Source organism: Nonomuraea sp. NPDC003707, assembly GCF_053587055.1.
In genome coordinates this window covers 498,599-511,201 of sequence record NZ_JBSFNK010000003.1, presented here as the reverse complement: position 1 = coordinate 511,201, position 12,603 = coordinate 498,599, and the positions used below count along the sequence as shown (strand labels likewise).

Here is a 12,603-nt window from a genome sequence, read left to right as displayed (position 1 = left end):
ATTGTCCGCCGGGGGCAGGCGCCGGGGAGGAGGACGCGGATGAGCGATCCGCCGGCACGGTGGTCCGTGGCGTTGACCGTCGGGCCGTACGCGCTGCTGGCGCTGCTGACCGGTGTCACCGTGGCCATCAAGGGTTCGGCGGGCGAGTCCCTGATCGTCGACCTGGTCCTGTGCGCGCTGATGGCGGCGTGGATGCTGGGCGTCTTCACGCTCCGTCCCGCCTGGCGCGAGCGGGCGCCGGTGATGGCGGTGTTCTGCGCGGTGCTGATCCTGCTCATGGCGATCCTGGCGATCAGGGACCCGTGGTTCGGGGCCTTCACCCCCGCCGGGTACGTCTACGTCTTCCGGCTCCTGCGCTGGCCGTGGCAGCCGGTCGGCGTCGGCGCGGTGGCGGTGGTGGCGGGCACGGCGCAGGCGTACGGCGTGGACAAGACCACGGTCGCCGGCCTGGCCACCTACGCCGCCGTCGTGGCCGCGAACGCCCTCCCCATGTGCGTCTTCGCCTGGTTCGCCAGGCGCGGCGCCCGGCAGAACGAGGAGCGGGAGCGCGCGCTCCAGGAGGCCCGCGAGGCGAACCGCAGGCTGGCGGCGTCGCTGGCGGAGAACGCGGCCCTGCACGAACGGCTGCTGGCGCAGGCGCGCAACGCCGGCGTCCAGGACGAGCGGCAGCGCATGGCGCGGGAGATCCACGACACCCTGGCGCAGGGGCTGACCGGCATCGTCAGCCAGCTGCGCGCGGCCGAGCACGCCGCCGACGATCCGGCGGCCTGGCGCGGGCACGTCGCCGCCGCGACCAAGCTGGCCAGGGAGAGCCTGTCGGAGGCGCGGCGGTCGGTGCACGCGCTGCGTCCCGAGCCGCTGCGGTCGGCCATGCTGAGCGAGGCGCTGGCGGGCGTCGCCGAGCGCTGGTCGGCGCTGCACGAGATCCCGGTCCAGGTCACGACGACCGGTACGGCGCGGCCGATCCGGCCGGAGGCGGAGGCCGCGTTGCTCAGGATCGCGCAGGAAGCCCTGGCCAACGTGGCCAAGCACGCGCGGGCGACCAGGGTGGGGGTGACGCTGTCGTACCTGGAGCACGAGACGGCCCTGGACGTCCGCGACGACGGCGGCGGCTTCGACCCGGCGCTGCTGGACGCCGCCGCCGACGGCTTCCGGGCCGATCGCGGCGGGTTCGGCCTGATCGCGATGCGGCAGCGGATGGAGAGCCTGTCCGGCACGCTGCAGGTCGAGTCGGAGCCGGGCGCCGGCACGGGCATCTCGGCCCGCGCCCCCGCCGAGCGGGCGGAGGTGAGCGCGTGAGCCGCCCAGCCGGCCCGATCGGGCTGCTGATCGTGGACGATCATCCGGTGGTCAGGGACGGGCTCGCCAGTATGTTCGCCCGCGACCCGGAGTTCGAGGTGCTCGGCGAGGCCGCCGACGGGGCCGAGGCGGTCCGGCTGGCCCAGGCCCTGCGTCCGGACGTGATCCTCATGGACCTGCGGATGCCCGGCATGGACGGGGTGAGCGCGACCAGGGAGCTCGCCGAGCGGGGCAGCGAGGCCCGCGTGCTGGTGCTGACCACGTACGACACCGACAGCCACGTGCTCCCCGCGATCGAGGCCGGCGCCACCGGATACCTCCTGAAGGACGCTCCCCGCGACGAGCTGCTGCGCGCGGTCCGGGCGGCGGCCCGGGGCGAGGCGGTGCTCGCGCCGTCGGTGGCGGCCCTGCTGATGAGCCGGGTACGCCGGCCCGCCCCGGGGCCGCTCAGCCCGCGCGAGGTCGAAGTGCTGCGACTGGTGGCGGCCGGAGCCACGAACCGGGAGGCGGCGGCCAAGCTGTTCCTCACCGAGGCCACCGTCAAGTCCCACATGCTGAACATCTACGCCAAACTCGGGGTGAACGACCGCGCCGCCGCCGTCACCGAAGCGTTCAACCGGGGGCTGCTCGTCCCACGAAATCCCGGGTCCTGACGGGTCATCGCCGGATACGGTCTGATCATGCACGTTCATCGACCTGGATTCGTGGCACTCGCCGTACTGGCCGCGTTGTCCGGTGGGTGCGGTGGCGCCGCGCCGGCCCCTGGTGGGGCGGGCCTGCCGGCGCCGCCGGGCACGGGCAAGGGACCGCTGGCAGGCAAGGTCGTGGTGCTCGATCCCGGGCACAACGGCGGGAACGCCGCCCACCCCGAGCAGGTCGACCGCCAGGTCGACATCATCACCAAGAGCAAGGCCTGTAACGCCGTCGGCTTCAAGACCGCCGACGGGTACGAGGAGAACGCCTTCGCCTGGAGCGTCACCCAGCACCTCAGGCCGCTCCTGGAGACGATGGGAGCCCAGGTCGTGCTCACCCGGAGCAACGACGAGGGCATCGGCCCCTGCGTCACCGAGCGGGCGGCCATCGGGAACGAGGCCAGGGCGGACGCGGTGGTGTCCATCCACGGCGACAGCGGCAAGCCGAGCGGGCACGGGTTCCACGTGATCACCCCCGGGCTGATCGCCGGGCGCAACGACGAGGTCATCGAGCCGTCCCGCAAACTCGGGCTGGCGATCCGCGACGCGTACCGAGACGGCACCGGCATGCCGTACGCGAACTACCGAGGCGAGGACGGCCTGCGGTCCCGCACCGACCTGGGCGGGCTCAACCTGTCGACGCGGCCGGTCGTGTTCATCGAGTGCGGCAACATGCGCAACGCGGGCGACGCCGCCAAGATGACCGACGTCGCCTTCCGCAAGCGCATCGCCGACTCGCTGGCGAACGGGATCAAGAACTATCTCACCGGCGCCTGACCGAGCCGCGGCGCCGGTCAGTACGTGGCGGGCAGCTGGGTGGTCAGGCCGGCGGTCACGGCGAACGAGACGGACGTGACGCTCGCGGTGGCGGCGGTCAGGCCGGTGGCGGTGGCGCGCAGGGCGATGGTGCCCGGCGTGCGGGAGGCCCGGATGAAGACCCGGTTCACCCCGCCCTCGGTGTCGAGGTAGGGCTTGTGGACGCTGCCCGGTTTGCCCGGGTTGAAGCCGCCCAGGAAGGCGGCCGGGCCGGTGAGCGTGAAGTCGACCCGGGCCTGGTGGGTGGGCATCCGGCGGCCCTGCGCGTCCACGGCCTCGACGTCGAAGAAGGCGATGTCGCTGCCGTCCGCGCGTAATCCGCCGGGCGCGGTGCGCGGCGTCAGCCGGAGCGCGGTGGCGGCGCCGGTGGTCGTCTTGGAGGCGCGGACGATCTCCTGACCGGCCGCGTCGTAGCCGACGGCGGTGATCGTGCCGGACTGCCAGCCGACCCCGGCGAAGGAGTACAGGAAGTCCTGGGTCGCGGACGTGTCGTTTCCCACCTGGGCGCCGTTGACGAGCAGTTGCACGCGGCGGACGTGGGAGGAGGCCATGACGTACACGGTCTTGGCGGTGCCGGCGGGGTAGGTCCAGTGCCCGATGATGTGGATGTCCGGGGTGGGGCTCTGCATGACGCGGAAGGTGTGCAGTGACTCCTTGGGGATGCGGACCGCGTCGACCCGGCCGGACAGCCGGGCGCACTCCCAGTTGTACTGGCGGCCGTGCTGGTTGGAGTCGGCCCAGACGAGGGCGGCGGCGCCGGAGTAGCGGCGATCGCCGGGCCCCTGGATGCGCTGCCCCCAGAACTCGTAGCGGGTGGCGGCGGCGTGCGGGCCGGCGAAGTCCTCGGAGGTCAGGTGGTACGTGACGTCCGGGCCGGTCACGTAGCCGAAGTCCGGGGGAGAGTAGTCGTCCCAGACGCGCCGCGGCGCCTCGTCCCGGGTGTACTCGCACTCGATGATGGGCTTGCGGTCACGGGCGTAGGCCGAATAGTGCCGGTTGAGCATGGTGCCGACGTATTCGGCGGCGTCCACCGCCGCGGTCCCGCCGTACGCGGAGTCGTCGGAGATGGCGCGGCAGCCCATAGCCCGGCCGCCGTTCGGGTCCCAGGTCTTGCGCAGATCGGTCATCTGGCGCATGTGATCGGCGGTGATCCAGTTGTTGCCGGCCTCCCAGAACAGGATGCTGGGGCTGTTGCGGAAGTAGATGAGCACGTCGCGCATGAGCTCGACCCGCTGTTCCCACTGCCGGCCGGTGGCGTCGGACTCCTTGTCGCCCGCGGGCTGGACGGAGACGATGCCGTACCGGTCGGTCATGCGGATGTTCGCCGGGGAGGTGGCGACGTGCATCCAGCGGATCAGGTTGGCGTTGCTGTCGCGGATCATCTCGCCGTCGAGGTGCGTCATCCACTCCGGCACGGCCCCGCCGATGGCGGCCCACTCGTTGGTGGCGCGGACGGCGTAGCCGGTGAGGAAGACGTGCTTGTCGTTGATGTGGACGCCGCCGCCGCTGGTCCCGCCCTTGAACTCCGCCTTCCGGAATCCGGTGACGATCGGGTACGCGTCCAGCACGGTACCGCCCTCCGAGAGGACCACCTCCACGGTGTAGAGGTACGGCCGGCCGGGCTCCCAGAAGCGCAGCCCGCTGATCCGCTGCGACAGCTTGACGATCTGCGTCTGCCCGGCGGCCAGCGTGACCGGCGATCCGGTGATGGTGGCGCGGACCTGGCCGTCGGCCTGGACGACGTTCGCGGAGACCGTGACGGTGCGGGCGGAGGTCTGCTCGTTGCGGACCTGGGCCTCGACGTTGACGGTCGCCGTCGCGCCGGAGACGTTCACGACGCTCGGGTAGACGTACGTGCCGGCGGTCCGCAGGTTGGTGTATAGCGGCAGCGTGAAGTACGTCCTGGGCAGCACGTACATGCGCACGTTGCGGGTCAGCCCGCCGTAGGTGGGGTTGAAGTCGCGGGTGTCCCACTGGAAGGCCGTGCCGGTGGACTGCTCGGGCCGCCATTTGGTGTTGTCGGCCTTGACCGCGATCACGTTCTCGGCGCCGAAGAGCACCTGGCCGGTGATGTCGAAGCCGAACGGCGTGACGCCGTACTCGTACAGGCCCACCTGGGTGCCGTTGACGTAGACCGTGGCCGCCTGCCGGACGCCCTCGAACTCCAGCAGCACCTTCTGCCCGGCGTGCGCGGCCGGGAGGGTGAACCGTTTGCGGTACCAGACCGGCTGCATCGCGACGGCGGACTCGCCGGAGCTGGTGATGTAGTTGTCGAAGGAGTCCACGTCGTTGAAGGTGTGCGGGACGCTCACGGCCGCCCATGCCGAGTCGTCGAACGAGGGCGCCTGCGCGTTCGCCACGTCCTGCTTGACGAACCGCCAGTCCGGGTTGAGGTTGTAGACCACGCGGCCGCTCGCGGTCGCGGCGGTCGCCTCGTCGGCGCGGGTGAGCCCGGCGGCGCCCAGCGCCAGGGCGCCGGCGGCGGCCAGCACGGTCCTCCTGCGCACGCCGGAGGCGGGTTCGATCGTTTGTCCCATGGGTCTTCTCCTGCCGGGTCAGACGTTGAGGAATCCGTCCATGGCGGCGGTGGGCCGCAGGGTGGCGGGGTCCCACGCCCCGCTGCCGTAGGTCGCGAACGGCGAGTAGACCTCGGGCTCCCAGTAGAACGTGCCGAGGCCGCCGAAGCTCTTCAGGCCGGTGATGAAGGCGCGGAGCGAGTCGCGTACCTGAGTGGGCTTGTTCAGCGGGCCGCCGTACTCGACGTGCATGACCGGTTTGCCGTACGTGCTCTGGATGGTGTGCATGTTGTCCAGCACGGGGGCCACGTTGCCGCCCTGGGCGTAGGAGGACAGGCCGGTGATGTCCCACCGGCCGCCGTTGTCCCGGTAGGCGTTGAGGAAGTTCTGGACGCTGGCGAGGTTCTGCGGCTGGGCCAGGTGCACCAGCACGGGCGTGGCAGGGAAGACGTGCTTGACCATGTCGTAGGCGGCGTTGAGCAGGCCGGTCATCTGGGCGGGGCGGCTGATGCTCCCGACCGGTTTGCAGATGCCGGAGTTGGTCTCGTTGCCGATCTGCACCCATGCGGGCGTGACGTTGTTGTACTTGATCACGTTCATGGTGTGGTAGACGTAGTCGTACATCGCGTCCAGCATCTGGCTGTAGCTCATCGAGGCCCAGGCGGCGGGCGGGTTCTGCACCCCGACCGAGTTCCAGGTGTCGCCGAAGTGATAGTCGATGAGCACGGACAGCCCCGCGTTCTTGCAGCGTACGGCCATCGCGGCCGTCTCCTCGACGGCACAGTGGCCGTGCACCGGGTCGCCGGAGGGGTTGACCCAGGTCCGCAGGCGGATCGCGGTGATGCCGTACCCCTTGAGGATGGTGAACAGGTCCTGGGCGGTCCCGGCGCCGTTGCGCCAGCTCCGGCCCTGCGCCTCCATCTGCGGCATCCAGCTGATGTCGGCGCCCTTGACGAAGGTCGCCGCCTGAGCCTCCGGCGTTCCCGTGCCCGCGCCCAGCGCGAGCGCGCCGGCGCCGAGGAGGACCGCCCGCCTGCTCAGCTCGGCGGGTACGGACGTGCGCATGTCTGCCATGACCGACTTCCCCTTCCTAGGGTTAAAGCGGTTTAACCGTAAGAATCGAGTCTGGGAGCGTCAAGGTCGGCTGTCAGTGACGTGGTGAGAGCGGGGAGACGGGCCTGCTGGGCCGGGGATGCCCGCTGAAAGTTTCATGTCGCGTGAAAGCGTTTCCGCGCTCACCGGGCCCGGATGCGGACGTCCCGGAGCGCGCTCCGCACGAAGCTCTCGTCACCCGAGGCGGCCAGGTAGAAGCCCGCGCGGCAGGCGTTGCCCGAGATGGCGTGGCGCGGGTCGAGGGCGACGGACGCTCGGCCCTGCCGTTCGCAGTCGGGGACCGGGGCCAGCACCAGCATGCGGCGGCTCAGTCCGCCGAGCCACAGCTGCGGTCCGACGAGCACGCCGTCGCGGATCTCGCCGGGGCGCGACAGGCGCAGCGGCCCGCCGGCCGACAGGGTGAGGAAGCCGTCGGGGGTGAGCGTGCCGCGCAGGTTCTCCGCCCAGGCCCGCCGCTGCTCGAAGGTCATCCCGGCCCGCTCGTCCTGCAACGCGATCCGCCAGTCGCCGAACGCGAAGAGCAGGACCGGGCCGGCGGTGTCCACCCCGAGCGGCCCGGGCCAGAGCGTGACGCCACCGGTGAGGCGGCGGATCATCGGCCGGCCGGCGGCGGTCTCGGCCTCGCCGTACAGCGGGGCGGTCAGGGAGCGGAACTCCCCGCCCTTCCCGGCGCCGGTGAGGGACCGGTGCCCCTCCGCCTTCCCGGCGCCGGTGAGGGTGCCGCCGGTGTACGGCCGGGCCCCCAGCGAGGCCAGGTTCAGGCCGGCCGGGTAGGTCACCTCCGCCCGCGACCCGTCGGGGAACGTGACCCGCAACGTCCTGGTCCCGCCCGTCCCGCTCGCCTCCGGGTAGACGGCGTTGGGATTCACGGTGACCGCCTCGCGCACCGGCTTAGGCTCCGGCGGCTCCGGCGCGGGGCGGCTCGTGTCCCGGCTCGTGAGAATCCCGATGAGCGACCCGATGAGCGACACTGCCGCGAGAGCGACCAGCACCGCGATCCCTGCCCGGCGTGGCCTGCGCGGGCCCTGCTCGATGATGTCGACCCGGCCCGCGGTCATCGGCCTTCCCCTGTCGTACGGCTGTCCCCACCCCAGTTCAGACCATCGGCGGGTGCGACGCCACGCCGGGCACGGGAATGTGATCCAGCGCACTATTCCCGTTAACTTCTCTGACGGGCGAATGTCGGTTTGATCGACATACTGTCGGCGAGGCCGCACCCCCTCAAGGAGGTTTCGTCGATGGAACGCCGTAATTTCCTGCGCGCGACCGTGCTCGGCGCGAGCACCGTCGCCTTCTCCGGCAGTCTGTGGCAGGGCGCCGCCCTGGCCGCACCGGCGCAGAACGCCCCCGGTCCCTACGGCCCGCTGCAGGCCGCCGACGCCAACGGCATCCAACTGCCGGCCGGCTTCACCAGCCAGGTGATCGCCCGCTCCGGCCAGTCCGTCCCGGGCACGTCCTACACCTGGCACAACGCCCCTGACGGAGGCGCCTGCTTCGCCGACGGCAGCGGCTGGATCTACGTCTCCAACTCCGAGATCAACCCCGGCGGCGGCGCCTCGGCCATCCGTTTCGACTCCGGCGGAGCCGTCACCTCGGCGAACCGGATCCTGTCCGGCACCCGGCAGAACTGCGCGGGCGGGAAGACGCCCTGGAACACGTGGCTGTCGTGCGAGGAGGTCAGCCTGGGCTTCGTCTACGAGACCTACCCGTTCGGCGGCACCGCCGTGCAGCGGCCCGCGATGGGCCGCTTCAAGCACGAGGCCGCCGCGGCCGACCCCGTACGGCAGGTGATCTACCTCACCGAGGACGAGACCAACGGGCGTTTCTACCGGTTCGTCCCCACGACGTGGGGCGACCTGTCCTCCGGCACCCTCCAGGTGCTGGTGGCGGGATCGGCCACGTCGGGCTCGTTCACCTGGGCGAACGTCCCGGACCCGGACGGCTCGCCGACGGCGACGCGCAGCCAGGTGTCCGGCTCCAAGTCGTTCAACGGCGGCGAGGGCTGCCACTACGCCGACGACACGGTCTGGTTCACCACGAAGGGCGACAACCGGGTGTGGCAGGTCAACCTGGCCGGCAACACCTACGAACTCGCCTATGACGACAGCCTCGTCAGCCCCGGCACCCCGCCGCTCACCGGCGTCGACAACGTCACCGGCTCCACCTACGGCGACCTGTACGTGGCCGAGGACGGCGGCAACATGGAGATCTGCCTGATCACTCCCGACGACAAGATCTCCGCGTTCCTGCGGATCAGTGGCCAGAGCTCGTCGGAGATCACCGGCCCGGCCTTCAACCCCGCGGGCAACCGGCTGTACTTCTCCTCCCAACGCGGCACCTCGGGGTCGTCGTCCGGCGGCATCACCTACTGCGTGACCGGCCCGTTCCGGACCTGACCCGGAAAAGCCTGAATGGGTCGCCGGAGTGATCCGGCGACCCATTCATGTCAGCCGCGCGGGTTCCAGCCTGCGACGTCGACGTCCAGCCCGAGACGGCGAGCGATGTCGTCCCACTTCACATACTTGAAGTTGGTGTTCTCGCGCACCTCGCCCTCCGGATCCGTCGCCTCGGGGGTGTTGGCGCCGTCGTGGGTGACGAACAGGCCCTTGGGGAACCGGCGGCCGAGCGGCACGTTGATGACCATCGTCCCGTCGCTGCCCTGCACACCGTCGATGCCGCCGCTCTCGCCGACGCTGAAGGAGCCGAGGTAGGCGTTGTCACCCCTGCGGTCATAGACGGCGAAGGTGTCGCTGCCCTGGCTGGAAGCGATCACGTAGCCCTTGCCGTCCTTGCCGTAATAGATGGTCAGGCCCTCGGCGTCCGCCGTCAGGTTGTCGCCGCCGTATCCGGGGTCGGCTCCGGGGGCACACTCCTCGGTGGCGGGGTCGTAGGTGGCCGGTACGCCGTACTCGCGGACACGGTCGGCCAGCTTCGGTGAACCGGTGAGATCGCCGGAGACGCGCCAGATGCCGACGTCCTCCTGGGCCGCGTAGAGCGTGCCGGTCTGGGCATCGACGACCATGCCTTCGATCTGCGGGCCCACGCCCGGCTCGTCGCACGGGCTCCAGCTCTGGCCGTTCGGGAGGGTGAAGCTCGACGGGAGATCGATGGTCCGGAGCGTCGTGTAGCCGATCTTGCCGCCGGGGGCGTCGGTGAGCTTCAGCAGCGCGAGCCTCGTGGTGTGCCGGCGGCTGACCAGGACGTAGGTGCCCGAGCTCCGCTTCCACGTCGCGAGGCCGTACACGGTCTCGGCGTCGTTCACCTCCGCCTGGGTCGCGTTGAAGATGAACGGCGCGGCAGGGTCGGTGACGTCGGTGAGTGGCTGCCGGTTCTGACCCGCCTTCGCCGGATTGATCCGGTAGACGCGCAGCTTGTCGGAACCACGGTCGGAGGCGACGAAGACGTCCGACCGGCCCGCCTTGGACGCGTGCCCGTAGACGACGTCCACGTTGTTCAGCCGGCCCGGCTCGTCGTCCTGACCCGGCGCGGCCGGTGCGGGCAGGTGCTGGAGCTGCCTGCCGTCCAGGTCATAGAGGTACAGACCGCCCTCCTTAGCGGTGGTCGCGATCAGGCTCTCCGCCGGAGAGGTGGGGTGGACCCAGATCGCCGGGTCGTCGCCGTTGGCATTGCCGCCGGCCTCGTCGTCGAACAGCGGCGGGGTCTCGACCCGCGGCTCGACGGCGGGCAGGTCTTGCGCGGTCGCCGGTGGGACCAGGGCACCGAACAGGCCGATCGTCAGCGCTGCGGACGCCAGCGAGGTCAGGGGGCGCATCGACTTCTCCTCATCAAGGAACCTTGCTGCCTTGATCCTCATGAGCGAAGCCGACCGGACCATGAACCGAACCGGAACTTCCGCCCAAATCGCGGCGCGAGTCGCAGGGGCGCCCGTCAGGGCTCGCGCGTGACGGGCGCGAGCCACATCCCGACGAGCGCGTCGATCAGCCCGGTCGCGGCGTCGTGCCAGGTGGCACGGGGTGTGGGGGCGCCTTCGGCGAGCGCGCGCTCGCGGTCGGCGCACGTGAGCACGATCAGCTGGCGGGCCATGTCGCCGCGCTCGGCCCGCACCTCGGCGGGCAGCTCGGGCAGGCACCGGTTGAACCCCTCGACGGTCTGCCGCAGTGAGGGGGAGGAGCGGGTCTCGTCACCCATGATCGCGCGGAGCGCGGGGTCGGTCATCACCTGGGCGACGAAGCGGGCGTACCAGGTGGGGGAGCCGAGGTCCGCCAGATGCTCGGTGACCGGGCGCACCATGCAGGCGACCCAGTCGCGCACGTCGGCGGAGTCGCCGAGCTCGGCCACCATCCGCTCGCGGATCCGCTCGACCGGCTCGGCGTGCTTGCGGGCGATCGCGCGTACGAGGTGGGTCTTGGTGCCGAAGTGGTAGCCGACGGCGGCGTTGTTGCCCTGCCCGGCGGCCTCGCTGACCTGACGGTTGGAGACGGCGAGCACGCCGTGCTCGGCGAACAGCTGCTCCGCCGCCGCGAGAATCCGCTCGCGGGTCACTCCGGCGCGCTCGGCGCGTACGGTCTTGCCGGTCATCGGCACCACCGTACCGGAACGTCACGCCTGCTCACGAGGACCTCCTTCGGGGGCCTGACCGTCGGTTGTGTTCAGTAAATCGACGCTGTTAGCCTTAAGTCAAGCGACTGATTTACTAATACCTCGTCGTTTGCTTCCCTCAACCCCGCAACGGAGACCTCGCATGGCCAACATCCCCGCCCGCCGCGCCCACGCGGCCGACCCCCCGCGGTCGAGCACCTTCGTGGTGGTGCTCGCCTTCGCCGGGATCGTGGTGTCGTTGATGCAGACCCTGGTGATCCCGCTGGTTCCCGAGCTGCCCAAGCTCCTGGGAGCCCCGGCGTCCGACACCACCTGGGCGATCACCGCCACCCTGCTCGCCAGCGCGGTCGCCACACCGGTGGTGGGACGGCTGGGCGACATGTTCGGCAAGCGGCGCATGCTCCTGCTCAGCCTGATCCTGCTCGTCGCCGGGTCGGTCGTGTGCGCCTTCAGCGACTCCCTGACGCCCATGATCGTCGGGCGGGCCCTGCAGGGCCTGGCCTCCGGCGTGATCCCGCTCGGCATCAGCATCATGCGCGACGAGCTGCCCGCCGAACGGCTCGGCTCCGCGACCGCGCTCATGAGCGCCTCGCTCGGCGTGGGCGGCGCCCTGGGCCTGCCCGCCGCCGCCCTCATCGCCGAGAACGCCGACTGGCACGTGCTGTTCTGGACCGCGGCCGGGCTCGGCGCCGTGGCCCTGGTCCTGGTGCTGGCCCTCGTGCCCGAGTCCGCGGTACGCAGCGGCGGGCGCTTCGACCTGGTCGGCGCCGTCGGGCTGTCGGCCGCGCTGGTGTGCCTGCTCCTGGCGATCTCCAAGGGCGCCAGTTGGGGCTGGGGCGACCCGCTCACGATCGGGCTGTTCGCCGCGGCGGTCGTGGTGCTGCTGCTGTGGGGCTGGTGGGAGCTGAGCACCCGCGAGCCGATGGTGGACCTGCGTACCACCGCGCGGCGTCAGGTGCTGTTCACCAACCTCGCCTCCACCATGATGGGCTTCTCGATGTTCGCCATGTCCCTGGTGCTGCCGCAGCTGCTGCAGCTGCCGGAGGCCACCGGCTACGGACTGGGCCAGTCGATGCTGGCGGTGGGCCTGGTGATGGCGCCGTCCGGCCTGGTGATGATGGTGCTGGCGCCGCTGTCGGCCCGCCTGTCCGCGGCCAAGGGGCCCAAGGTCACCCTGATGATCGGCGCCGTCATCGTCGCCGCCGGTTACGCGCTCAACATCGGGCTGATGTCCGAGCTCTGGCACCTCGTCCTGGTCTCCTGCATCATCGGGGCCGGCATCGGATTCGCCTACGCCTCCATGCCCGCCCTCGTCATGGGGGCCGTGCCGGTGTCCGAGACGGCCGCCGCCAACAGCCTCAACACCCTCATGCGCGCCGTCGGCACCTCCGTCTCCAGCGCCGTGGCGGGCGTCGTCCTGTCGCAGATGACCACCACGTTCGGCCCCGTCGCCCTCCCCTCCGAGGACGGCTTCCGCGTCGTCATGGGCATCGGCGCCGGAGCCGCCCTCCTCGCCTTCGTCCTGGCCGCCTTCCTCCCGCGCCGGAGCGCCGCCGCCCCCGCCACGGCGCACGCCGCGGCTCCGGCGCCTTCCGCGCACGGTTCCG

The 12,603-nt window shown here is 71.2% G+C and carries 9 protein-coding genes and 1 pseudogene; 5 read left to right on the top strand and 5 right to left on the bottom strand.

Annotated elements, in window-relative coordinates; genetic code table 11:
- Positions 1-39 precede the first annotated feature (39 nt).
- From ACWDRB_RS09930 to ACWDRB_RS09920, 3 genes are read left to right on the top strand one after another with little or no spacing between them, the layout of a single operon-like run.
- Positions 40-1,299, top strand: coding sequence for a sensor histidine kinase (locus tag ACWDRB_RS09930; protein WP_449892697.1), 1,260 nt, complete (start codon positions 40-42; stop codon positions 1,297-1,299).
- Complete coding sequence (locus ACWDRB_RS09925) at positions 1,296-1,952, top strand: response regulator (RefSeq protein WP_449892696.1); 657 nt, start codon at positions 1,296-1,298, stop codon at positions 1,950-1,952. The genes ACWDRB_RS09930 and ACWDRB_RS09925 overlap by 4 nt, the downstream gene beginning before the upstream one ends.
- A gap of 27 nt (positions 1,953-1,979) precedes the next feature.
- The gene (locus ACWDRB_RS09920) at positions 1,980-2,768 is read left to right on the top strand and encodes an N-acetylmuramoyl-L-alanine amidase (protein ID WP_449892695.1); all 789 of its coding nucleotides are present in this window, start codon (positions 1,980-1,982) and stop codon (positions 2,766-2,768) included.
- Between the two features lie 17 nt (positions 2,769-2,785).
- Here the strand turns inward: ACWDRB_RS09920 and ACWDRB_RS09915 are convergent, their stop codons facing one another.
- From ACWDRB_RS09915 to ACWDRB_RS09905, 3 genes are all read right to left on the bottom strand, one after another.
- On the bottom strand, positions 2,786-5,344 hold the full coding sequence (locus tag ACWDRB_RS09915; protein ID WP_449892694.1) for a sugar-binding domain-containing protein: 2,559 nt from the start codon (positions 5,342-5,344) through the stop codon (positions 2,786-2,788).
- Between the two features lie 18 nt (positions 5,345-5,362).
- Positions 5,363-6,397 carry a glycosyl hydrolase 53 family protein gene (locus ACWDRB_RS09910; protein ID WP_449892693.1) on the bottom strand — a complete coding sequence of 345 codons (1,035 nt, stop codon included), beginning with the start codon at positions 6,395-6,397 and terminating at the stop codon, positions 5,363-5,365.
- A 161-nt stretch (positions 6,398-6,558) separates the two neighbouring features.
- Positions 6,559-7,494: a hypothetical protein gene (locus tag ACWDRB_RS09905; RefSeq protein WP_449892692.1), complete on the bottom strand. Its 936-nt coding sequence runs from the start codon at positions 7,492-7,494 to the stop codon at positions 6,559-6,561.
- A gap of 180 nt (positions 7,495-7,674) precedes the next feature.
- Here ACWDRB_RS09905 and ACWDRB_RS09900 point away from each other — a divergent pair, with 180 nt between their 5' ends.
- Complete coding sequence (locus ACWDRB_RS09900) at positions 7,675-8,832, top strand: alkaline phosphatase PhoX (protein WP_449892691.1); 1,158 nt, start codon at positions 7,675-7,677, stop codon at positions 8,830-8,832.
- A gap of 50 nt (positions 8,833-8,882) precedes the next feature.
- Here ACWDRB_RS09900 and ACWDRB_RS09895 read toward each other — a convergent pair whose 3' ends face one another.
- Together ACWDRB_RS09895 and ACWDRB_RS09890 are read right to left on the bottom strand one after the other, a co-directional pair.
- Positions 8,883-10,208, bottom strand: coding sequence for a phytase (locus ACWDRB_RS09895; protein ID WP_449892690.1), 1,326 nt, complete (start codon positions 10,206-10,208; stop codon positions 8,883-8,885).
- Between the two features lie 116 nt (positions 10,209-10,324).
- Positions 10,325-10,975 (bottom strand): TetR/AcrR family transcriptional regulator, encoded by a 651-nt coding sequence (locus ACWDRB_RS09890; protein ID WP_350738041.1) that lies wholly within the window; start codon positions 10,973-10,975, stop codon positions 10,325-10,327.
- Positions 10,976-11,138: 163 nt separating this feature from the next.
- Between ACWDRB_RS09890 and ACWDRB_RS09885 the strand changes: the two are divergent.
- Positions 11,139-12,590: pseudogene (locus tag ACWDRB_RS09885) on the top strand (MFS transporter); the annotation flags it as partial.
- Positions 12,591-12,603: the final 13 nt, after the last annotated feature.

What these genes read in the sequence shown, in the direction of transcription:
- ACWDRB_RS09930 (WP_449892697.1), top strand. Translation starts at nt 40, where the DNA reads ATGAGCGATCCGCCGGCACGGTGGTCCGTGGCGTTGACCGTCGGGCCG.
- ACWDRB_RS09920 (WP_449892695.1), top strand. Translation starts at nt 1,980, where the DNA reads ATGCACGTTCATCGACCTGGATTCGTGGCACTCGCCGTACTGGCCGCG.
- ACWDRB_RS09915 (WP_449892694.1), bottom strand. Translation starts at nt 5,344, where the DNA reads ATGGGACAAACGATCGAACCCGCCTCCGGCGTGCGCAGGAGGACCGTG.
- ACWDRB_RS09910 (WP_449892693.1), bottom strand. Translation starts at nt 6,397, where the DNA reads ATGGCAGACATGCGCACGTCCGTACCCGCCGAGCTGAGCAGGCGGGCG.
- ACWDRB_RS09905 (WP_449892692.1), bottom strand. Translation starts at nt 7,494, where the DNA reads ATGACCGCGGGCCGGGTCGACATCATCGAGCAGGGCCCGCGCAGGCCA.
- ACWDRB_RS09900 (WP_449892691.1), top strand. Translation starts at nt 7,675, where the DNA reads ATGGAACGCCGTAATTTCCTGCGCGCGACCGTGCTCGGCGCGAGCACC.
- ACWDRB_RS09895 (WP_449892690.1), bottom strand. Translation starts at nt 10,208, where the DNA reads ATGCGCCCCCTGACCTCGCTGGCGTCCGCAGCGCTGACGATCGGCCTG.
- ACWDRB_RS09890 (WP_350738041.1), bottom strand. Translation starts at nt 10,975, where the DNA reads ATGACCGGCAAGACCGTACGCGCCGAGCGCGCCGGAGTGACCCGCGAG.